Annotated in this window: 24 protein-coding genes, 1 tRNA gene and 2 rRNA genes; 3 read left to right on the top strand and 24 right to left on the bottom strand. The window is 51.5% G+C overall.

All coding sequences use genetic code 11. From position 1 onward, the window contains the following. Positions 1-15 precede the first annotated feature (15 nt). Positions 16-198 (bottom strand): YheV family putative zinc ribbon protein, encoded by a 183-nt coding sequence (locus G462_RS0114235; RefSeq protein ID WP_026959590.1) that lies wholly within the window; start codon positions 196-198, stop codon positions 16-18. A 79-nt stretch (positions 199-277) separates the two neighbouring features. Here G462_RS0114235 and G462_RS0114230 point away from each other — a divergent pair, with 79 nt between their 5' ends. Together G462_RS0114230 and G462_RS0114225 are read left to right on the top strand one after the other, a co-directional pair. Beyond that, positions 278-2,197 carry an ABC transporter ATP-binding protein gene (locus tag G462_RS0114230; protein ID WP_026959589.1) on the top strand — a complete coding sequence of 640 codons (1,920 nt, stop codon included), beginning with the start codon at positions 278-280 and terminating at the stop codon, positions 2,195-2,197. Positions 2,198-2,526: 329 nt separating this feature from the next. Beyond that, entirely contained in the window at positions 2,527-2,874 is a 348-nt protein-coding gene (locus G462_RS0114225) for a hypothetical protein (RefSeq protein WP_026959588.1), read from the top strand. A gap of 5 nt (positions 2,875-2,879) precedes the next feature. Here G462_RS0114225 and mgtE read toward each other — a convergent pair whose 3' ends face one another. The 3 genes from mgtE to metA form a co-directional block, all read right to left on the bottom strand. Next, positions 2,880-4,217 (bottom strand): magnesium transporter, encoded by a 1,338-nt coding sequence (mgtE, locus tag G462_RS0114220; protein ID WP_026959587.1) that lies wholly within the window; start codon positions 4,215-4,217, stop codon positions 2,880-2,882. Positions 4,218-4,446: 229 nt separating this feature from the next. Next, positions 4,447-8,109: a methionine synthase gene (gene metH, locus G462_RS0114215; protein WP_051326758.1), complete on the bottom strand. Its 3,663-nt coding sequence runs from the start codon at positions 8,107-8,109 to the stop codon at positions 4,447-4,449. Positions 8,110-8,190: 81 nt separating this feature from the next. Next, positions 8,191-9,132: a homoserine O-acetyltransferase MetA gene (gene metA / locus G462_RS0114210; protein WP_026959585.1), complete on the bottom strand. Its 942-nt coding sequence runs from the start codon at positions 9,130-9,132 to the stop codon at positions 8,191-8,193. Between the two features lie 144 nt (positions 9,133-9,276). Here metA and G462_RS0114205 point away from each other — a divergent pair, with 144 nt between their 5' ends. Then, positions 9,277-10,533 (top strand): cyclic di-GMP phosphodiesterase, encoded by a 1,257-nt coding sequence (locus G462_RS0114205; protein WP_026959584.1) that lies wholly within the window; start codon positions 9,277-9,279, stop codon positions 10,531-10,533. An 84-nt stretch (positions 10,534-10,617) separates the two neighbouring features. Here G462_RS0114205 and rplQ read toward each other — a convergent pair whose 3' ends face one another. From rplQ to G462_RS0114105, 20 genes are all read right to left on the bottom strand, one after another. Continuing rightward, positions 10,618-11,013: a 50S ribosomal protein L17 gene (rplQ, locus tag G462_RS0114200; protein ID WP_026959583.1), complete on the bottom strand. Its 396-nt coding sequence runs from the start codon at positions 11,011-11,013 to the stop codon at positions 10,618-10,620. 40 nt (positions 11,014-11,053) lie between these two features. Beyond that, complete coding sequence (locus tag G462_RS0114195; RefSeq protein WP_026959582.1) at positions 11,054-12,040, bottom strand: DNA-directed RNA polymerase subunit alpha; 987 nt, start codon at positions 12,038-12,040, stop codon at positions 11,054-11,056. A gap of 24 nt (positions 12,041-12,064) precedes the next feature. Next, positions 12,065-12,685, bottom strand: coding sequence for a 30S ribosomal protein S4 (rpsD, locus tag G462_RS0114190; protein WP_026959581.1), 621 nt, complete (start codon positions 12,683-12,685; stop codon positions 12,065-12,067). Positions 12,686-12,711: 26 nt separating this feature from the next. After that, positions 12,712-13,101: a 30S ribosomal protein S11 gene (rpsK, locus tag G462_RS0114185; protein ID WP_026959580.1), complete on the bottom strand. Its 390-nt coding sequence runs from the start codon at positions 13,099-13,101 to the stop codon at positions 12,712-12,714. A 12-nt stretch (positions 13,102-13,113) separates the two neighbouring features. Beyond that, on the bottom strand, positions 13,114-13,470 hold the full coding sequence (rpsM, locus tag G462_RS0114180; RefSeq protein WP_026959579.1) for a 30S ribosomal protein S13: 357 nt from the start codon (positions 13,468-13,470) through the stop codon (positions 13,114-13,116). Positions 13,471-13,580: 110 nt separating this feature from the next. Continuing rightward, complete coding sequence (gene rpmJ, locus G462_RS0114175; protein ID WP_000868186.1) at positions 13,581-13,694, bottom strand: 50S ribosomal protein L36; 114 nt, start codon at positions 13,692-13,694, stop codon at positions 13,581-13,583. Positions 13,695-13,730: 36 nt separating this feature from the next. Beyond that, entirely contained in the window at positions 13,731-15,056 is a 1,326-nt protein-coding gene (gene secY / locus G462_RS0114170) for a preprotein translocase subunit SecY (RefSeq protein ID WP_026959578.1), read from the bottom strand. Positions 15,057-15,064: 8 nt separating this feature from the next. Continuing rightward, positions 15,065-15,499, bottom strand: coding sequence for a 50S ribosomal protein L15 (rplO, locus tag G462_RS0114165; protein ID WP_026959577.1), 435 nt, complete (start codon positions 15,497-15,499; stop codon positions 15,065-15,067). A gap of 2 nt (positions 15,500-15,501) precedes the next feature. Continuing rightward, complete coding sequence (gene rpmD / locus G462_RS0114160) at positions 15,502-15,684, bottom strand: 50S ribosomal protein L30 (protein ID WP_026959576.1); 183 nt, start codon at positions 15,682-15,684, stop codon at positions 15,502-15,504. A 6-nt stretch (positions 15,685-15,690) separates the two neighbouring features. Further along, positions 15,691-16,194, bottom strand: coding sequence for a 30S ribosomal protein S5 (rpsE, locus tag G462_RS0114155; RefSeq protein ID WP_026959575.1), 504 nt, complete (start codon positions 16,192-16,194; stop codon positions 15,691-15,693). Between the two features lie 10 nt (positions 16,195-16,204). Continuing rightward, positions 16,205-16,555 (bottom strand): 50S ribosomal protein L18, encoded by a 351-nt coding sequence (gene rplR / locus G462_RS0114150; protein ID WP_026959574.1) that lies wholly within the window; start codon positions 16,553-16,555, stop codon positions 16,205-16,207. 9 nt (positions 16,556-16,564) lie between these two features. Beyond that, entirely contained in the window at positions 16,565-17,092 is a 528-nt protein-coding gene (rplF, locus tag G462_RS0114145) for a 50S ribosomal protein L6 (RefSeq protein ID WP_026959573.1), read from the bottom strand. A 14-nt stretch (positions 17,093-17,106) separates the two neighbouring features. After that, a complete protein-coding gene (gene rpsH, locus G462_RS0114140) occupies positions 17,107-17,499 on the bottom strand; it encodes a 30S ribosomal protein S8 (protein ID WP_026959572.1) in 393 nt (130 codons plus the stop codon). 26 nt (positions 17,500-17,525) lie between these two features. Then, positions 17,526-17,831: a 30S ribosomal protein S14 gene (gene rpsN / locus G462_RS0114135; protein ID WP_026959571.1), complete on the bottom strand. Its 306-nt coding sequence runs from the start codon at positions 17,829-17,831 to the stop codon at positions 17,526-17,528. Between the two features lie 11 nt (positions 17,832-17,842). Next, positions 17,843-18,382 (bottom strand): 50S ribosomal protein L5, encoded by a 540-nt coding sequence (gene rplE / locus G462_RS0114130; RefSeq protein WP_026959570.1) that lies wholly within the window; start codon positions 18,380-18,382, stop codon positions 17,843-17,845. A gap of 12 nt (positions 18,383-18,394) precedes the next feature. Next, a complete protein-coding gene (gene rplX / locus G462_RS0114125) occupies positions 18,395-18,709 on the bottom strand; it encodes a 50S ribosomal protein L24 (RefSeq protein ID WP_026959569.1) in 315 nt (104 codons plus the stop codon). A 10-nt stretch (positions 18,710-18,719) separates the two neighbouring features. Next, positions 18,720-19,088: a 50S ribosomal protein L14 gene (gene rplN / locus G462_RS0114120; RefSeq protein ID WP_026959568.1), complete on the bottom strand. Its 369-nt coding sequence runs from the start codon at positions 19,086-19,088 to the stop codon at positions 18,720-18,722. A gap of 297 nt (positions 19,089-19,385) precedes the next feature. Continuing rightward, positions 19,386-19,461 (bottom strand) — tRNA-Thr (locus G462_RS0114115). A 44-nt stretch (positions 19,462-19,505) separates the two neighbouring features. Continuing rightward, a 5S ribosomal RNA gene (gene rrf / locus G462_RS0114110) occupies positions 19,506-19,621 on the bottom strand. A 105-nt stretch (positions 19,622-19,726) separates the two neighbouring features. Beyond that, positions 19,727-19,861, bottom strand: a 23S ribosomal RNA gene (locus G462_RS0114105); the annotation flags it as partial.

Genomic DNA, 19,861 nt, shown 5'->3' with positions numbered 1-19,861 from the left:
TTTTTCTAAACGTGGTTAAGGTTTAAAGCGCCCAATAATCCCCGACTCTTCCTGCTTGGCCGCCTCCGGCTCATGGTCTTGGTAGTCGCAGCAAACACATTCCACCCAGCGCCGTTCCCCTTCGGTGATGACCCGCAAACTATCCTGCTCCTGACATTTTGGACACTGCGCGCCTGCGATAAAACGGTACTTTGGCATGAGCTTTGTTCCTTGGACTACGCCTCTAAGGTATGATTGCGCCATTATTGCACAGAGCGAAAATTTAGCACCAGCCCCAATGATTACAGCCAGTAGTATCACCCTGCAGCGCGGAACCAAGGTTCTGCTCGATTCAACCAGCCTCACCATTCATCCGGGCCAGAAGCTCGGCCTGGTGGGTCAGAACGGCTGTGGCAAATCCAGCCTGTTCTCATTACTACGCAATGAACTGCAGGTGGACGGAGGCGAGCTCTACCTCCCCAGCAACTGGCAGATCGCCAGCGTGGCTCAGGAAACACCCGCCCTTGATACTCCAGCAATCGACTATGTGATTGAGGGGGACGTTGAGTACTGCGAGTTACAAGCCAAGCTGGAGCGCGCCGAACAGCAAGGTGAAGGCGAAGCGATTGCGCTGCTGCACGGCCAGCTGGACGCCATTGGCGGCTACCAAATCCGCGCACGCGCCGCTGAACTACTGGCCGGTTTAGGCTTTGATGAACCTGCTCAAGCCAGCCCGGTGCACTCGTTCTCGGGTGGTTGGCGAATGCGCCTGAATCTAGCGCAAGCGCTGCTGTGCCGCTCCGATCTGCTGCTACTCGATGAACCGACCAACCACTTGGACTTAGACACCGTGGTGTGGCTGGAGCAGTGGCTGCGCCGCTACCCCGGCACCTTGGTGCTGATCTCCCACGACCGCGACTTCCTCGACAACATCGTTGGCCGGATCGTGCATATCGAGCAGGCCACACTGAACGATTACACCGGCAACTACAGCGACTTTGAGAAACAGCGCGCCGAGAAGCTGGCCCAACAACAAGCCCTGCACGAGAAGCAGGTACGTGAGCGGGCGCATATGCAAAAGTTCGTCGACCGCTTCCGCTATAAGGCCAGCAAGGCCAAGCAAGCACAAAGCCGCTTAAAAGCGCTGGAGAAGATGACGCTGATCGGTGAAGCCCACGTCGACTCCCAGTTCAGCTTTAGCTTTCGCGAGCCCGACAGTCTGCCCTTGCCGCTGCTAACCATGGATGAGGTGACCGCCGGGTATGGCGATAAGCAGATCTTAAGCAAGCTGCAGTTTAACTTGGTGCCGGGCAGCCGCATCGGCCTGCTGGGCCGCAATGGCGCAGGTAAGTCGACCTTTATCAAGCTGCTCTCCAAAGACCTAGCGCCGCAAGGCGGTGAGCTGGATATCAATCCCAAGGCGCAAGTCGGCTACTTCGCCCAGCACCAGCTGGAGACCCTGCGCCTCGATGACAGCCCACTGCAGCACCTACAGCGACTAGCCCCCGACAACACCGAGCAAGAGCTGCGCAACTACTTAGGCAGCTTTGGCTTTCATGGCGACAAAGCGCTGGATAAGGTGGCACCGTTTAGCGGCGGCGAGAAAGCCCGCTTGGTATTGGCGCTGATTACCTGGCAAAAGCCCAACCTGTTGCTGCTCGATGAGCCCACCAACCACCTGGATCTGGACATGCGCCATGCTCTGACCATGGCCCTGCAAAACTTTGAAGGCGCGATGGTGGTGGTCAGCCACGACCGGGCTCTGCTGCGCGCCACCACTGACGAGTTTTATCTGGTGAGCGACGGGCAACTCAGCCCCTTCAATGGCGATCTGGATGACTACCAGCGCTGGTTAAGCCAAGCGCAAGCGAATAGCGCCAAAAGCGCTAGCGAGAGCAAAACCGCCAGCGAGGCCCCATCCCGCAAAGAGTTAAAACGCCTCGAGGCTGAGCACCGCCAAACACTTGCCCCTTTGCGCAAACAGCTTAATAAGGCCGAAGCAGAGATGGAACGCTGGCAAACTGCGCTGGAAGAGGTGGAGCAGCAGTTGGCGGACAGCAGCCTCTACGAGGCGAAAAACAAGGCGCAGTTGCAGGAAAGTCTCGAGCGCCAGCGCGAAGCTAAGCAGAAACTCGAACAAGCAGAAGGCCAGTGGTTTGAATTAGAAGAGGAAATTGATGCCCTCAACCAGCAATTTTCTGCCCAATTCGCCGACTAAATAGGCTAATATACCCGAACCTCCTCAAGATGCTTGTTCAGCGAGATTTCCAGTCCCTCAGGCAAGGCACTGCTGCGCCGATCTAGTGGTCTAAATCAAGCAGCAGTAACGCAGTATGAGGGACTGGAAAGCTCGCCCTTTGGGAGGAACTCAATGTCCATAGTTCTTCGTTGAAAACACTCGAAATGAGTCATCATTCCCGCGTGTTTTCGCCTCGTCCTATGAACATTGAGTTACTCTGAATCCTGCATCTTGAGGAGGTTCGGGTATACCGATGCAAGCCCGTACACATGCTGCGGGCTTCTCTCATTATTGCTTCAGGAAGGATTATGGAACAGCAAAAGCCACACCTTGGGATTTTAGCTCTGTCGTTAGTGCTGATCGTGGTCGGCATTGGTGTCATCGCCTTGGTACTCCCCCACGCCTTGGGGATCCTTAGCTTACCCAGCGAAGCGCCGTTTATGGGTGATTTTGTCGCCTGGCTACTGGCCGATACCGAGGCGCTGCAGGCCTCCGCTGGCGAAGAGTTTTTCGAGATATTTCAGACCTTTGTTAAGGTCATCGTGCTGCTAGTATTTCTTTATGCTTGCCTCAAGCTGGTAGCTATTGGCTTGATGATTATCCGCGAAGGGGTAAAGCTGTTACGCCCTACCCCAGCCAAGAAAAGCAAAGAATAAACGCTCTAGAGAGTTAGAATCGAGCTCGCTAATCCGAAGTAGATCAAGACACCTGCCACGTCGGCAATGGTTGCAACCAGCGGCCCCGAGGCGGTGGCGGGGTCCATCTTGAACTTGTTGAGGATGAACGGTAGGCTCAGGCCAATCAGCGAGCTGGCCAACACGATCACGATCATCGAGATGGCGACAATCAGGCCAACCTCAAAACCGCCGCGGAACACCGCCAGACCAAACACCGCAATCGCCATGGTGCCACCAAGCGCAGCGCCTACCAGCATTTCCCGGGAAAACAGCTTGGCCCAGTCACTTTTGTCCACCTCGCCGGTGGCCAGCGCGCGCACCATCAGTGCCGCCGCCTGAGAGCCGGCGTTACCGCCGCTACCAATCAACAGAGGCAGGAAGAAGACTAGGGCTACGTGGGTCGAAATGGTGTCTTCGTAGTGGGCAATACCGGCGCCTGAGAACATCGCGCCAAATACCAGCAGTATCAGCCAGAAGATCCGTTTGCGATAAAGCTCGCGCAGGCTCACTCGGTCCACCGTCTCTTCCAACACCCCTACCGATGCACTCTTCTGGGCATCCTCGGTGGCCTCTTCAACCACGGCGTCCATCGCATCATCGTAGGTAATGATACCTACTAAGCTGTCTTGCTCGTCGGTCACCGGCATCGCCAGCAAGTCATAGTGACGGATCTGCTCGGCAGCATGCTCCTGGCTTTCGTCAACGTGGACCGATACCACTTCGGTTCGCATGATGTCGGCGATCAGCGCATCCGGCGAGGCCAGGATCAACTCCCGTAGCGACACGGTACCCAATAGCTTGCGCTGCGGATCGATCACATAGGTTTGGTAGATGGTCTCTTTGTCCGGCGCTTCCAAACGCAGTTGCTTGATGGCGCGGCTAACTAGCCAGTGGGCCTTAATGGTGGCGTAGTCCGAGGTCATAATCGACCCGGCAGAGCCTTCTGGGTAGCTGGCCAAGCGGCGCAGATCTTCACGCTCAGCCTGGGCAAGGCCCGGCAGGATCATCGCCCGATGGCTTTCATCGAGATCGTTGTATAAATCGGCGCGTTCATCCGCATCCATTCGAGAGAACAAAGCAGCCAGCTTGGTGCGCGACATCAGTGCCGCCACATCGGCTTGCATATAGGGCGGAAGGTAGGCGAAAAGCTCGGCGCGATCATTAAGGGAGAATAAGGCAAGCAGCTGCTGGGCTTCTTTTGCCGCGAAGTCGGCAATGGTGCTGCCTACGTCGGCATGGTGATTATCTTCGAGCGTGGCGCGCACTTCGACTTTGTCGAGCGTGACCAAGCCCTTTTCTAGTTTTTCAGCTAGTGTCAGCATTGACCCTCCTACACGGAAACGTCAACACTCAGTTTGGACGACCCGCGAGATTAAAATAGTGAGATAAGAAGGAGACTAAGAAAGTTTCTACTGTCCGGGTCCATTATTGTTTCCTAAGAATAAAACGCCGCGATTATAGGCCCAAAGCGGTTGAATCTCAAGCAGATAGGGCAAAAGCAAGGGGAGCTCGGCTCCCCTTTTTTTACCAATTAGAATACAAGCGCTTAGGCTAGTTTAAGTTAGGCGCCAGCCAGCGCTCGGCCTCGCTCAAGGTCATGCCCTTGCGCACAGCATAATCTTCCAGTTGGTCATGTTGGATGGTGGCAACCGCAAAGTAGCGACTCTCAGGGTGGGAGAAGTACCAGCCCGATACCGCCGCACCCGGCCACATCGCGTAGCTTGAAGTAAGCTGCATACCGATGCGCGCTTCCACATCCAGCAGCTCCCAGATAACGCCTTTCTCGGTGTGCTCTGGACAGGCAGGATAACCCGGTGCCGGGCGGATCCCTTGGTACTTCTCGCGGATCAGCTCGTCGTTGTTTAGCTTTTCATCTGCGGCGTAACCCCAGAACCGCTTGCGCACCTGCGCATGCAGATACTCGGCAAAGCCCTCGGCCAGGCGATCGGCCACCGCCTGCACCATGATGGCATTGTAATCGTCGCCCGCTTCTTTAAAGGCCGTGGCTATCTCGTCTTCGCCGATGCCGCCGGTGACTGCAAAGGCGCCGATGTAATCGGCCACGCCACTGTCTTTTGGTGCAACAAAGTCCGCCAAGCAGTAGTTGGCGCCTTTGGTTTTCTCGGTTTGCTGGCGAAGCTGGCAGCTGGTTTGAATGACCTGCTCGCGTGACTCGTCCTGATAGATCTGGATATCGTCGCCCACGCTATTGGCTGGGAACAGGCCGCAGACGCCGGATACCTTGATCTTCTTGCTCTGCTTGAGGCTATCGAGCATCGCTTTAGCATCGGCAAATAGGCGCTTGGCCTCTTCACCCACCACCTTATCTTCCAAGATGCGCGGGTACTTACCGGCCAGCGACCAGGTCATAAAGAATGGGGTCCAATCGATGTAAGGTTCGATCTCTTCGATCGCCACGTCGTCGAACTGGATCACGCCAAGCTGCTTGGGTACCGGCGGCTGGTAGCTCTGCCAGTCGGTGGCAAAGGCATTGGCGCGCGCCTGCTCCAAGTTAACGGGTGCTGAGCGCGGGCGCTTACGGGCATGTTGCTCACGCACGATGTCATAGTCTTTCTGCAGCTTTTCAACAAAGGCGGGCTTGAGCTCTTTAGACAGCAGGCTTTGGCAGACACCTACCGCCCGCGATGCATTCGGCACGTAGACCACCGGCTCTTGATAATTTTGCTCGATCTTCACCGCAGTGTGCGCTTTAGAGGTGGTGGCACCGCCGATTAGCAGTGGCAGGTCCATCTCCAAACGCTGCATCTCTTTGGCCACGTGGACCATTTCATCGAGCGAGGGCGTAATCAGGCCCGACAGACCAATCATGTCGGCGCCTTCTTCCTTGGCGACCTTGAGGATCTGATCGCAGGGCACCATCACGCCCAAATCGATCACTTCGAAGTTGTTACACTGCAGCACCACGCCCACGATGTTCTTGCCGATATCGTGCACATCACCTTTCACGGTTGCCATCACGATCTTGCCGTTGGATTTTTGGTCGGCGTCTTTCTCTTCTTCGATGTAAGGCTGCAGATAGGCCACCGCGCGCTTCATTACCCTCGCCGATTTGACCACCTGCGGCAGGAACATCTTACCGTCGCCGAACAAGTCACCGACCACGTTCATGCCGTCCATCAACGGGCCTTCAATCACGTGTAGCGGACGGTCGGCTTCTTGACGGGCCAGCTCGGTATCATCCTCGATAAACTCGGTAATACCTTTAACCAGGGCGTGCTCCAGTCGTTTGGCCACCGGCCAGCTGCGCCACTCTAGGTCTTGGGTGTTTTCTTGAGCCTTACCGTCGCCACGGTAGTCTTCAGCGATAGCCAACAGATCATCGGTGGCATCGGCGTGGCTGTTGAGCACCACCGCTTCCACTTTTTCTTTGAGATCGCTCGGGATATCTTCGTAGATCGCCAGCTGCCCGGCATTCACGATCCCCATATCCATGCCATTTTTAATGGCGTGGTAGAGGAATACCGCGTGAATGGCTTCACGCACTGGGTTGTTACCACGGAACGAGAAGCTCACGTTAGACACACCGCCGGAGATCATCGCATGGGGCAGGTTGTCTTTGATGTCTTTCACCGCCTCGATAAAGTCGACGGCGTAGTTGTTGTGCTCATCAATCCCGGTGGCGACCGCAAAGATGTTCGGGTCGAAGATAATGTCTTCCGGTGGGAAGCCCACTTGATTGACCAAGATGTCGTAGGATTTGCTACAGATCTCGAATTTACGCTCGCGGGTATCGGCCTGACCCACCTCGTCGAAGGCCATCACGATCACCGCAGCGCCGTAGCGACGTAGCAACTTAGCTTGCTGGATAAACGGCTCAACGCCCTCTTTCATCGAGATAGAGTTAACGATGGGCTTACCCTGCACACATTGCAGACCGGCTTCCAGGATGTCCCACTTGGAAGAATCGATCATCACCGGCACCTTGGCGATATCCGGCTCTGAGGCAATCAGGTTCAAGAAGCGCACCATCGCGGCCTTGGAGTCGAGCATCCCCTCGTCCATGTTGATATCGATGATCTGAGCGCCGTTCTCCACTTGCTGCAGCGCAATCTCGATGGCTTTGTCGTAGTTCTCTTCTTTGATCAAGCGCTTAAAGATGGCTGAGCCGGTCACGTTGTTACGCTCGCCGACATTCACAAACAGCGTGTCGTCTTGAATATTGAGTGGCTCAAGACCAGAAAGGCGACATGCGACCTCGATCTCTGGCAACTTGCGAGGTGGCAGTTCGGCCACCGCATCGGCCATCGCTTTGATGTGAGCAGGGGTGGTGCCACAGCAACCACCAATTAGGTTAACAAAGCCAGCCTCGGCCCACTCCTTCATTTGCGCCGCCATCTCGTCCGCGCCCAAGTCATACTCACCGAAGGCGTTAGGCAGACCGGCGTTGGGGTGTACGCTTACAAAGCCCTCGGAGATACGGCTCATCTCTTCGACGTATTGGCGCAGCTCATCGGGGCCGAGAGCACAGTTCAGGCCCATGCTCAGTGGCTCAGCATGGCGCAGCGAGTTGTAAAAAGCTTCCGTCGTCTGGCCACTCAAGGTACGGCCGGATGCGTCGGTAATGGTGCCGGAGATCATAATGGGCAGCTCACGGCCAATCTCCTCGAACACGGTTTTAACCGCAAACACCGCTGCTTTGGCGTTGAGGGTATCGAAGATGGTTTCAATCAAAATCAGATCGGCACCGCCTTCAATCAAGGCATTGGTGGACTCTTTGTAGGCTTCAACTAGCTCATTAAAGGAGACATTCCGGTAGCCAGGATCGTTAACGTCGGGCGAGATGGAACAGGTGCGGTTAGTGGGCCCTAACACACCGGCCACATAGCGTGGCTTATGGGGCTCAGCATCGCTAAGCTCCTGCGCAACCTGTTTGGCGATGCGTGCCGATTGTAGGTTAATCTCAGCAGAGAGTTCCTGCATATCGTAATCGGCCATCGCAATGGTGGTGGCGTTAAAGGTGTTGGTCTCGATGATATCGGCACCCGCTTGCAGATACTCGCGATGAATATCCTTAATTAGCTCGGGCTGAGTCAGCGACAGCAGGTCATTGTTTCCCTTTACGTCACAATGCCAGTCGGCGAAGCGTTCTCCACGGTAGTCCTGCTCTTGCAGCTTGTGGCCTTGGATCATCGTTCCCATACCGCCATCGATGATCAAAATGCGTTCGGCGAGTTGTTGCTGGATCTGTGACACCTTTATTTCCTTCTAGGTCTTGCGAGCGGGCAGTTTAGCATAGCCTTATTCAGGGAATCTCCAACCCTGCCCTGTATGAAATTATTTCAATATATTGTCTGATTTAGGCTGCAGTTTTTGCAGATCGTACGGCGTGGTCTGGTACACGCAGTAGTTCAGCCAATTGCTATAAAGTAAGTGACCATGGCTGCGCCAGGTTGCACACGGCATCTGCTCGATATCGTCGTCAGGATAGTAGTTACTCGGTAGCTGGGGCTCCATTCCTTCCGCCAAGTCCCGCTGATATTCGTTGTGTAGGGTGCAGGCGTCATACTCGGGGTGCCCGGTGATAAACACCTGACGGAAGTCCTCGCTGCACAATAGGTAGCTGCCGGCATGTTTGCTGTCGCCCAGCACCAACAGGTCGGTTTCCTGCTCGATTAGCTTGCTGTCGAAGTGGGCGTAGCGAGACAACGGGGCCAGAAATCGATCATCAAATCCGCGCACCAGCGGGTTATGGCGGTGCTTGGTTTGATGCCAGTACACACCGGATAACTTATCTTCACGAGTTTGGCGCTGCAAACCATATAAGTGGTAGAGCGCGGCTTGCGCTGCCCAACACAAGAACAGGGTGGAGTTCACATGGGTCGTCGACCAGTCGATGATCTCCTTGATTTGCTCCCAATAGTACACATCCTCAAACGGCACCTGCCCCAATGGCGCACCGGTGATGATCAGGCCATCGAAGTTACGCTCACGGATCTTCTCGAAGTCGGCATAAAAGCTATCGATATGCTCCTGCGGCGTGTTCTTAGACGGACGATGATCGATGCGCAGCAGTTCCACATTCACCTGCAAGGGGGAGTTAGAGAGCAAACGTAGCAGCTGGTTTTCGGTCTCGATCTTCTTGGGCATTAGATTGAGCAGCACCACCTGCAGTGGGCGAATATCCTGATTAACTGCGCGCGACTCAGGCATGACGAAGATATTTTCATTGCGCAGAACTTCCGCTGCAGGCAATTGGTCGGGTATACGAATTGGCATGATCTGACCTAACTAATCCATTTAGACATCTAGAGGTCTATTTTAGTTGGTTGTTGCTACAAGTCTAGATCTGATAAAAATCACTTGGAGATCACCCGTAGCTTATTCATAATCAAAGGGTTTACCCAGCCACCAAAAGGAAGTATGGCCGAGTTAAAATTAAGCGTTGAGCGCTTGCAGCCAGGGGTGTTTGTGAAGCTCCCGGTGAAGTGGGGCGAGCACCCCTTTATGTTCACCAGCTTTAAGATCAAGAGCAACGAGCAAATCGCGGTCATCCGCAGTCTCGGGCTTAAGCACGTCATCGTCGTTCCTGATAAGAGCACCTCGCCACCGCTGCCTCCGACTAATGGCGACTCTCCTGCACCGCAAGAGGCTGCAGATACAAAGATCGAACACAAGCTGTGGGACGAAAAGCGCCAGCGTATCGAAGAACTTAAACAGTACCGCCGCAACCTTCAAAAGATCGAGAAAGAGTTCGGTCGCTCCGTAGCGCAGGTGCGCGCGGTAATGAGCAAGATAAAGAGCCGACCATTAAACGCACTGCAAGACGCGACTACCCTGATTTCCACCATTGCCGACGACATGATCAATGGCGAGAACGTAGTACTTCATCTGATGAGTGATGGTAAAGAAGCTGATAACTTTTACTACCACAGCCTCAACGTCTCGATTCTGGCGATGATGCTGGGCAAGGCCGTCGGCCTGTCTGAGCGTGATATCAAAACGCTAGGCCTTGGTGGACTATTCCATGATGTGGGTAAGATGCAGATCCCTGATCCTATCCTGCGCAAGACGGGTAAGCTGACCCAGCAAGAAAGCAATCTGTTAAAGATGCATACCAAGTACGGAGAGAAGTTTCTAAATCTGTCCGACTCGGTTCCGGCACAGGTTAAGACCATCGCCGCTCAGCACCATGAGTATCTTGATGGTTCGGGCTATCCGGCTGGCCTAAAGGGTAATCAGATTGACCCGCTCACCCAAGTGATTACTCTGGTAAACGACTATGACTCGCTTTGCCATCCGCCCGACCCCAAGCAAACACGGATCCCGTTTACGGTGATCTCCTATCTGTACAAACAGCGCAAGAAGCAGCTTAACTCGCAGCACCTTGGTGTGCTGATCCGCTTACTGGGGATCTATCCTCCGGGAAGTGTGGTTCAGTTGAGTAACGGTCAGATAGGTCTGGTGATGTCGGTCAACTCGGAGCGTTTGCTGTTTCCAGCGGTGCAGGTTTATGACCCCGCTATTCCACGAAATGAAGCACCGATCATCGATTTAGAAGCCGCTCAAATCACCATCGAACGGGCGCTTAAGCCTAAGGCCTTGCCGCCGGAAGTATTTGAATACTTGAATCCACGAACCCGCATCTCGTTTTACTACGATCACAGTAAAGCGCTATAAACGTTTGGTGTTCTTAACTCGGCACACGAAATTCAGGCATAAAAAAACCGGGCTAGAAGCCCGGTCTTTTTATCATTCAGAAGCTTACTCAGCAGCTGCTTCTTCAGCAACTTCTTCAACTTCTGGACGATCCAACAGCTCGATGTAAGCCATTGGAGCGTTATCGCCAGCACGGAAACCACACTTAAGAATGCGGGTGTAACCACCGGCGCGCTCTTGGAAACGTGGGCCCAGCTCAGCAAATAGCTTAGCCACTACTTCTGCATCGCGGGTGCGAGCAAAAGCTAGACGACGGTTAGCTACGCTGTCATTCTTAGCCAAGGTGATCAGAGGCTCAACAACGCGACGAAGCTCTTTAGCTTTGGGCAGTGTTGTCTTGATAACTTCATGGCGAACCAATGAACTGGCCATATTGCGGAACATTGCCTGACGGTGGCTGCTGTTCCGGTTCAATTGACGACCACTCTTACGATGGCGCATGACCTTATCCTTCTAATTTAGTCGTTAAAACCGATGACTCTTACTTCTCAGCAATACTCGCAGGTGGCCAGTTTTCTAGGCGCATGCCCAGAGACAGTCCACGTGACGCCAGTACGTCTTTGATTTCGGTAAGCGACTTTTTACCCAGGTTAGGGGTTTTAAGTAGCTCAACCTCAGTACGCTGTACCAAGTCACCAATGTAGTGAATCGCTTCTGCCTTCAAACAGTTAGCAGAGCGAACAGTCAACTCGAGATCATCGACAGGACGAAGCAGGATTGGATCAAACTCTGGCTTCTCTTCTTTCTCTTCAGGCTCACTTACATCACGAAGATCCACGAAGGCATCGAGTTGCTCAGCCAGGATAGTGGCAGAGCGACGGATTGCTTCTTCAGGGTCTAGAGTACCGTTGGTTTCCATATCGATAACCAACTTGTCCAGGTCAGTACGTTGCTCAACACGAGCAGCTTCAACGTTGTAGGCAATACGCGCTACTGGGCTGTAAGCTGCATCGACAAGCAGACGACCAATCGGACGCTCTTCATCTTCGGCGTGAACGCGAACAGAAGCTGGAACGTAACCGCGACCACGTTCAACCTTAATGCGCATGCTGATGTCAGCACCGGCACTTAGGTGACAAATAACGTGTTCAGGGTTAGCGATTTCGACATCGCCGTCGTGGACGATGTCGCCTGCAACAACAGGACCTGCGCCAGATTTAGTAAGATTTAGAGTGACCTCGTCCTTACCTTCTAATTTAACAGCGATGCCTTTCAGGTTAAGAAGGATCTCAAGGATGTCTTCTTGTACACCTTCTTTGCTGCTGTACTCGTGCAATACACCGTCGATCTCTACTTCGGTTACAGCGCAACCAGGCATAGATGACAGCAAAATGCGACGAAGAGCATTTCCCAAAGTATGACCGAAGCCACGCTCTAGAGGCTCTAACGTTACCTTTGCACGAGTTGGGCTAACTTGTTCAATTTCAACTAGCCGTGGTTTTAGAAACTCTGTTACAGAACCCTGCATTGTGTCCTCTCTTTATATTAAGCCTTACTTAGAGTAAAGCTCGACGATCAGCTGTTCGTTAATGTCTGCAGACAAGTCGCTGCGCTCAGGCAGGCGCTTGAACACACCTTCCATTTTAGACGCATCAACTTCAATCCAGCTAGCCGCTTCACGTTGAGCAGCAATCTCAAGAGCAGCAGAAATACGTGCTTGCTTCTTAGACTTTTCACGAACGCTGATAACATCTTCTGGTAAAACCTTATAAGAAGGAATGTTTACCACTTTACCGTTAACCAGGATAGCTTTGTGGCTAACCAGCTGGCGAGCTTCAGCGCGGGTAGCACCGAAACCTAGACGATAAACAACGTTATCCAGACGGCTTTCAAGCAATTGCAGCAAGTTCTCACCGGTGTTGCCTTTCAGGCGAGCAGCGGCTTTGTAGTAGTTGCGGAATTGCTTTTCCAAAATGCCGTACAAACGACGTACTTTTTGCTTCTCGCGAAGCTGTAGACCGTAGTCAGACAGACGTGGCTTACGCGCACCGTGCTGACCAGGGGCAGTTTCTAGCTTACACTTAGAATCAATCGCACGAACACCGCTCTTTAGGAAAAGATCGGTACCTTCACGACGGCTAAGTTTAAGCTTAGGACCTAAATATCTTGCCATTATTCTTTCTCCAATCTATCCAGAAACTACACGCGGCGTTTCTTAGGTGGACGACAACCATTGTGAGGGATCGGAGTCACGTCAGTGATGTTAGTCACTTTGAAACCCGCTGCGTTAAGCGCGCGGATTGAAGACTCACGACCTGGACCAGGTCCGTTCACAAATACTTCAACGTTTTTCACGCCGTAATCTTTGGCAGCTTCAGCTGCGCGCTCTGCTGCAACCTGAGCTGCGAACGGAGTAGATTTACGTGAACCACGGAAGCCTGAACCACCGGCAGTTGCCCAAGAAAGAGCATTACCTTGGCGGTCGGTGATAGTCACGATAGTATTGTTGAAAGATGCATGGATGTGGGCCATGCCATCGACAACTTGCTTTTTAACGCGTTTACGAGCGCGAGTCGGAGTTTTAGCCATTTCTGCTCACCTCTATTTCTTAATAGGTTTGCGTGGACCTTTGCGGGTACGAGCGTTGGTTTTAGTACGCTGACCGCGAAGGGGCAAACTGCGACGATGGCGCAAACCACGGTAACAACCGAGGTCCATCAAACGCTTAATGTTCATAGATACTTCACGACGTAGATCACCTTCAACGGTGAATTTAGCTACTTCGTCACGAAGCTTATCAATTTGTGTTTCGTCAAGTTCTCTGATCTTCACATCTTCTGCGATACCAGCAGCCGCACAAATTTCTTGTGAACGGGTCTTACCGATGCCGTAGATGGCAGTCAATGCGATAACTGCGTGTTTCTGATCAGGAATGTTAATGCCGGCTATACGGGCCATTAGGCACACTCCTATAATTTTTTCGTAAAACGAAGGCCATCTGCGAAAAGCCCGTAAGGATACTCAACAGATGACCGGTTTGCAAATACTATGTCTTGAAATCTACTAGATTAGCCTTGGCGCTGTTTGTGCTTTGGCTCACTGCAAATTACGCGCACAACACCGTTGCGCTTGATAACTTTACAGTTACGGCAGATTTTCTTAACGGAAGCACGAACTTTCATTGCTATCTCCGTAGTTGTTGACTAACCAGAGCGGGCCTAGCGGCCGTAGCTCTTGAGGTTAGCTTTTTTCAGAACCGACTCATATTGATGAGACATCAAATGGGTCTGGACCTGAGCCATAAAGTCCATGATAACCACCACTACGATAAGCAGTGAGGTGCCACCGAAATAGAACTGGACGTTCATTCCGATCATCATGAACTCAGGAATTAAACATACAAACGTGATGTACAAAGCACCAGCTAAGGTCAATCGAGTCATCACTTTGTCAATGTAGCGCGAGGTTTGTTCACCAGGGCGAATACCCGGAATGAACGCACCACTCTTCTTCAGGTTATCTGCTGTTTCGCGAGGGTTAAACACCAACGCAGTATAGAAGAAGCAGAAGAAGATGATGGCAGCGGCGTATAGTAACACATAAAGTGGCTGTCCGGGCTGCAATGTCAGAGAAATATCAGACAAGAATGAGAGACTCTCATTTTGCCCGAACCACTGAGCAAGCGTGCCAGGGAACAGAATAATACTTGAAGCGAAGATCGCTGGGATTACACCCGCCATGTTCACTTTAAGTGGTAAATGTGTACTTTGCGCTGCAAACACTTTACGACCCTGCTGGCGTTTAGCGTAGTTAACGACGATACGACGTTGACCACGTTCAACAAACACCACAAAGAAGGTCACCGCGAATACCAATGCAACGATGAACAACAGCAACAACAGATGCAGTTCGCCTTGGCGAGCCTGCTCAGCTGTTTGACCAATAGCAGAAGGCAATCCCGCTACAATACCAGCAAAAATTAGGATCGAAATCCCGTTACCAATACCACGCTCGGTAATTTGTTCACCCAGCCACATCAGGAACATTGTTCCGGTTACCAGGCTTACCATAGCAGTGAAGGTAAATGCAGGGCCGGTGTTAACCACCAAGCCTTCCATCATGTTAGGCAGACCAGTCGCGATACCGAACGCTTGTACGGTAGCCAGACCTAAGGTCCCCCAACGAGTGTATTGGTTTAGTTTGCGTCGTCCTGACTCGCCTTCTTTTTTCAATTCAGCAAGAGTCGGATGAACAACAGACAGAAGCTGCACGATAATCGATGCCGAGATATACGGCATGATACCTAGTGCAAAGATGGAAGCACGCTCCATCGCACCACCCGAGAACATGTTAAACATCTCTAGGATGGTGCCCTGCTGTTGCTCGAACAACGCAGCTAGTACAGCGGCATCAATACCAGGAAGCGGCACGAAGGAGCCCGCTCGAAACACGATAAGTGCTCCGAACACAAAGAGTAAACGGCTCTTGAGTTCACTCAAGCCACCTTGCGCATTTGCTGATGCTATTCCTGGATTCTTAGCCATGGTTTGTACTATTCCTCGATTTTACCGCCAGCGGCTTCAATTGCTGCGATAGCACCCTTGGTGGCTTTAATGCCTTTCAGGGTTACAGCCGCTTTAACATCGCCAGACAGAACAACTTTCGCGAACTTAATGTTGCGAGAGATGATGCCAGCTTCCTTCAAAGCGTTCAAATCTACCACGTCAGCCTTCACTTTTGCTAGCTCGCTAGTGCGAACTTCAGCAGAAACAAGTGATTTACGAGAAGTAAAACCAAATTTAGGCAAACGCTGTTTCAAAGGCATTTGACCGCCTTCGAAACCTGGGCGTACGCCACCGCCAGAACGAGACTTCTGACCTTTGTGACCACGACCACCGGTTTTGCCCAAACCAGAACCGATACCACGTCCTACACGTTTCGCAGCAGGCTTAGAACCAGCCGCTGGAGAAAGAGTATTCAAACGCATGATTATTCTCCCTCTACCTTAACCATGTAAGAAACTTTGTTGATCATGCCACGTACAGCAGGAGTGTCTTCCAGCTCTACGGTGTGGTTGATCTTACGTAGACCAAGGCCAGTTAAGGTCGCTTTGTGCTTAGGCAGACGGCCGATTGCACTTTTGGTCTGAGTTACTTTAATTTTGTTCGCCATGGCTTATTACCCCAGAATTTCTTCTACGCTTAGGCCACGCTTAGCAGCTACGTCCTGAGGAGAATGCATATTCTCTAGAGCGTCGATGGTAGCGCGAACGATGTTAATTGGGTTGGTTGAACCGTAAGCTTTAGACAGTACGTTTTGTACGCCTGCTACTTCCAGAACAGCACGCATCGCACCACCGCCAATAATACCGGTACCTTCAGAGGCAGGCTGCATGTAAACACGCGAACCTGAGTGACGGCCCTTAATAGGGTGCTGCAGAGTGCTACCGTTCAGACGAACGTTAACCAAGTTGCGGCGTGCTTTTTCCATTGCTTTTTGAATAGCAGCTGGAACTTCACGAGCTTTACCGTAACCAAAACCTACGCGACCGTTACCGTCACCCACTACAGTCAATGCAGTGAAGCTGAAGATACGACCACCTTTAACTACTTTAGAAACGCGGTTTACAGCGATAAGCTTTTCGTTCAGATCACTACCGGTTTGTGCTTCAAATTTAGACATGAGTCACCCCTTAGAACTGAAGACCAGCTTCGCGTGCAGCATCAGCTAATGCAGCAACACGGCCGTGGTATTTAAAACCAGAGCGGTCAAATGCAACAGTGGTTACGCCTTTCTCAGCAGCACGCTCGGCAATTGCCTTACCTACCGCTTTAGCAGCGTCAACATTGCTGGTAGTACCAACCTGTTCGCGAATCGCTTTATCAACAGTAGATGCAGTAGCAACTACTGAAGCGTCAGCTGCGATCACCTGCGCGTAAATGTGGCGCGGAGTACGGTGAATCACCAGGCGAGTCTTAGCCAACTCTTGCATAGCTTTACGTACGCGAGTCGCGCGACGTAGACGAGCAATTTTCTTATCCATAGTGTTACCTTACTTCTTCTTAGCCTCTTTACGACGCACGTACTCATCAGCGTAACGGATACCCTTACCTTTGTAAGGCTCCGGACGACGGTAAGCACGAATGTCAGCGGCAACTTGACCCAACAACTGCTTATCAGCACTTTTCAGCACGATCTCAGTCTGTGAAGGACACTCAGCAGTTACACCTTCAGGAAGGTTGTAGTTTACTGGGTGTGAGAAACCTAGAGTCAGGTCAACTACCTTGCCTTTAACAGCAGCACGGTAACCTACACCTTGCAGTACAAGTTTCTTCTCAAAGCCTTTAGTTACACCAAGTACCATGTTGTTGGTAAGAGCGCGTGCAGTACCTGCTTGAGCAGTTGCGCCACCTTCAACTACGGCGAACTTAAGTTCGTTTTCTTCTTTGGTTACAACAACTGCGTCGTTGAAAACGCGAGTCAATGCACCGTTGCTACCTTTTACCGTTAGCTCTTGGCCGTTAAGGTTAACCTCAACGCCGGCAGGAATCGCTACGGGAGCTTTTGCTACTCGAGACATTTTCCTACCTCCAATTAAGCTACGTAACAGACGATCTCACCGCCCATGCCAGCTTTACGTGCTGCACGGTCGGTCATAACGCCTTTTGAAGTAGACACGATTGCAACGCCTAGGCCACCCATTACTTTAGGTAGGTCTTTAGCACCTTTATAGATACGCAGACCAGGACGGCTTACACGTTCAATCTTCTCAATAACTTTTTTACCCTCGAAATACTTCAGGGTAACTTCCAGTGATTTTTTAGTGTCACCAGAAACGGCATAGTCGGTGATGTAACCTTCTTCTTTAAGCAAGTTAGCAATAGCCACTTTAACTTTTGACGAAGGCATAACTACAGACACCTTACTTGCCGCTTGACCGTTGCGGATGCGAGTCAACATGTCCGCAATAGGATCTTGCATGCTCATAATCGTTTACTCCGAAATAAAGTGGATTACCAACTGGCTTTCTTAAGGCCAGGAACCTCACCACGCATCATCGCTTCACGCAGTTTGATGCGGCTAACACCGAATTTACGTAGGTAGCCGTGTGGACGGCCAGTTACGTTACAACGGTTACGCTGACGGCTACGTGATGAATCACGAGGCAACGATTGTAGCTTGAGCACTGCATCCCAACGCTCTTCTTCAGAAGAGTTAACGTCGTTAATAACAGTTTTAAGCGCAGCGCGCTTCTCGGCGTAACGAGCAACTAATTTAGTACGCTTCGCTTCGCGAGCTTTCATTGATTGTTTAGCCATAACTCTTCACCTTACTTGCGAAATGGGAAGTTAAAGGCAGCCAGCAGAGCGCGGCCTTCTTCGTCAGTTTGAGCAGTAGTGGTGATGGTAATATCCAGACCACGTACCTTATCGACTTTGTCGTAGTCGATTTCTGGGAAGATGATTTGCTCACGCACACCCATGCTGTAGTTACCACGGCCGTCGAACGACTTAGCGCTCAGACCACGGAAGTCACGTACACGAGGGATTGCGATTGAAATCAAGCGCTCCAAGAACTCCCACATGCGCTCGCCGCGCAGAGTTACTTTACAACCAATAGGGTATCCTTCACGGATTTTGAAGCCTGCTACAGATTTACGGGCTTTAGTGGTCAACGGCTTCTGGCCAGAGATTGCAGTAAGATCTGCAATAGCGTGCTCTAGAACCTTCTTATCGTTGATCGCTTCGCCAACACCCATGTTCAGGGTGATTTTCTCAATCCGAGGGACTTGCATGATGGATTTGTAACCGAACTCTTTAGCGAGCTCAGGCGTCACAGTTTCCTTGTATAGGTCATGCAGTTTCGCCATCGTTTACTCCAATTACTTAACTAGTTCATTGTTAGATTTGAAGAAACGAACTTTTTTGCCGTCTTCAAATCGGAAACCTACGCGATCAGCTTTGCCAGTGGCAGAGTTGAACAACGCAACGTTAGATACGTCGATAGCCGCTTCTTTTTCAATGATGCCGCCAGCTTGACCCAGGTGTGGGTTAGGCTTTTGGTGCTTCTTGACTAAGTTAACGCCTTCAACGAAAACCTTGCCGGTAGGAAGAACTTTGGTCACGCTACCGCGCTTACCTTTGTCTTTACCTGCAAGTACGATTACTTCATCGCCTTTTCTGATTTTGTTAGCCATTATGAACCCCTTACAGTACTTCTGGCGCTAGAGAAACGATCTTCATGAACTGCTCATTACGCAATTCACGAGTCACTGGGCCGAAGATACGAGTTCCCACTGGCTGGTTGTTGGCATTCAGGATAACCGCTGCATTGCGGTCAAAACGAATTACCGAACCATCAGGACGACGAACGCCTTTACGAGTGCGCACAACCACTGCGTTCATCACGTCACCTTTTTTAACTTTACCGCGAGGAATTGCTTCCTTAACGGTAACTTTAACGATGTCGCCAATGCGCGCGTAGCGGCGGTGCGAACCACCTAAGACCTTAATACACTGTACACGGCGCGCACCGGAGTTATCCGCTACGTCCATAGTAGATTGCATTTGGATCATTTGAATGCTCCGCTTTTTACTAAAACTGCCTTTGACACGCTGTCAAAAGCTCTGGCTGCCCTTAAAAGGCGCGAAATTATACCACCCCGATTTTGGAAATGGTAGAACTGTCTAAAATTTGTTTAATTTAATTTGTTTTTATATAAAAAACAGTAGCTTAACAATTTTGAACAGAGCACTTTCGAAGCGAAGAGGTGCTATTTCGGCCTCCACCGTTCACGCTAAGGGATGCAGCCTCCTCCATTTAGCGTGAAATACAAACAAAAAAGCCCGGCGTTAGCCGGGCTTTCTCGATACTGGTGCTGATAGGCAGATTTGAACTGCCGACCTCACCCTTACCAAGGGTGCGCTCTACCAACTGAGCTATATCAGCGGACTCTTGTCTTCACCTATATATAGGTAAACACGAAATTGAGAGCCTGGCAGTGACCTACTTTCACATGGGGAAGCCCCACACTATCATCGGCGCAGTTGCGTTTCACTTCTGAGTTCGGCATGGAGTCAGGTGGTTCCACAACGCTATTGCCACCAGGCAAAAAACGGTGTCTTTAGCAATTCGGATAAGGATAAGATTTTAAATCTGGAGTTCAAACAAGCATTTCTTGTTTAGGTGAACAACAACACCCCTTAGGTGTTGTATGGTTAAGCCTCACGGGTAATTAGTACAGGTTAGCTCAACGCCTCACAACGCTTACACACCCTGCCTATCAACGTCGTAGTCTTCGACGGCCCTTCAGAGACCTTAAAGGTCTAGTGAGAATTCATCTCGAGGC

Source organism: Aliagarivorans taiwanensis DSM 22990, from assembly GCF_000429505.1.
GTDB classification, from domain to species: domain Bacteria; phylum Pseudomonadota; class Gammaproteobacteria; order Enterobacterales; family Celerinatantimonadaceae; genus Aliagarivorans; species Aliagarivorans taiwanensis.
The sequence above is the reverse complement of the archived record's forward strand: the minus strand, read 5'-3'. Positions and strand labels throughout refer to the sequence as shown.

Bases quoted from the DNA above. Each gene is read 5' to 3' on its own strand.
- G462_RS0114205 (WP_026959584.1), top strand. From the start codon at position 9,277: ATGGCCGAGTTAAAATTAAGCGTTGAGCGCTTGCAGCCAGGGGTGTTT.
- rpsH (WP_026959572.1), bottom strand. From the start codon at position 17,499: ATGAGCATGCAAGATCCTATTGCGGACATGTTGACTCGCATCCGCAAC.
- G462_RS0114225 (WP_026959588.1), top strand. From the start codon at position 2,527: ATGGAACAGCAAAAGCCACACCTTGGGATTTTAGCTCTGTCGTTAGTG.
- rpsK (WP_026959580.1), bottom strand. From the start codon at position 13,101: ATGGCTAAAACTCCGACTCGCGCTCGTAAACGCGTTAAAAAGCAAGTT.
- G462_RS0114235 (WP_026959590.1), bottom strand. From the start codon at position 198: ATGCCAAAGTACCGTTTTATCGCAGGCGCGCAGTGTCCAAAATGTCAG.
- rpmD (WP_026959576.1), bottom strand. From the start codon at position 15,684: ATGGCGAACAAAATTAAAGTAACTCAGACCAAAAGTGCAATCGGCCGT.
- rpsN (WP_026959571.1), bottom strand. From the start codon at position 17,831: ATGGCTAAACAATCAATGAAAGCTCGCGAAGCGAAGCGTACTAAATTA.
- rplX (WP_026959569.1), bottom strand. From the start codon at position 18,709: ATGGCTAACAAAATCAGAAAAGGCGATGAAGTAATCGTACTTGCAGGT.
- rplO (WP_026959577.1), bottom strand. From the start codon at position 15,499: ATGCGTTTGAATACTCTTTCTCCAGCGGCTGGTTCTAAGCCTGCTGCG.
- rplF (WP_026959573.1), bottom strand. From the start codon at position 17,092: ATGTCTCGAGTAGCAAAAGCTCCCGTAGCGATTCCTGCCGGCGTTGAG.
- mgtE (WP_026959587.1), bottom strand. From the start codon at position 4,217: ATGCTGACACTAGCTGAAAAACTAGAAAAGGGCTTGGTCACGCTCGAC.
- rplR (WP_026959574.1), bottom strand. From the start codon at position 16,555: ATGGATAAGAAAATTGCTCGTCTACGTCGCGCGACTCGCGTACGTAAA.
- G462_RS0114230 (WP_026959589.1), top strand. From the start codon at position 278: ATGATTACAGCCAGTAGTATCACCCTGCAGCGCGGAACCAAGGTTCTG.
- rpsD (WP_026959581.1), bottom strand. From the start codon at position 12,685: ATGGCAAGATATTTAGGTCCTAAGCTTAAACTTAGCCGTCGTGAAGGT.
- rplE (WP_026959570.1), bottom strand. From the start codon at position 18,382: ATGGCGAAACTGCATGACCTATACAAGGAAACTGTGACGCCTGAGCTC.
- rpsE (WP_026959575.1), bottom strand. From the start codon at position 16,194: ATGTCTAAATTTGAAGCACAAACCGGTAGTGATCTGAACGAAAAGCTT.
- rpsM (WP_026959579.1), bottom strand. From the start codon at position 13,470: ATGGCCCGTATAGCCGGCATTAACATTCCTGATCAGAAACACGCAGTT.
- rplN (WP_026959568.1), bottom strand. From the start codon at position 19,088: ATGATCCAAATGCAATCTACTATGGACGTAGCGGATAACTCCGGTGCG.
- metA (WP_026959585.1), bottom strand. From the start codon at position 9,132: ATGCCAATTCGTATACCCGACCAATTGCCTGCAGCGGAAGTTCTGCGC.
- rplQ (WP_026959583.1), bottom strand. From the start codon at position 11,013: ATGCGCCATCGTAAGAGTGGTCGTCAATTGAACCGGAACAGCAGCCAC.
- rpmJ (WP_000868186.1), bottom strand. From the start codon at position 13,694: ATGAAAGTTCGTGCTTCCGTTAAGAAAATCTGCCGTAACTGTAAAGTT.
- secY (WP_026959578.1), bottom strand. From the start codon at position 15,056: ATGGCTAAGAATCCAGGAATAGCATCAGCAAATGCGCAAGGTGGCTTG.
- G462_RS0114195 (WP_026959582.1), bottom strand. From the start codon at position 12,040: ATGCAGGGTTCTGTAACAGAGTTTCTAAAACCACGGCTAGTTGAAATT.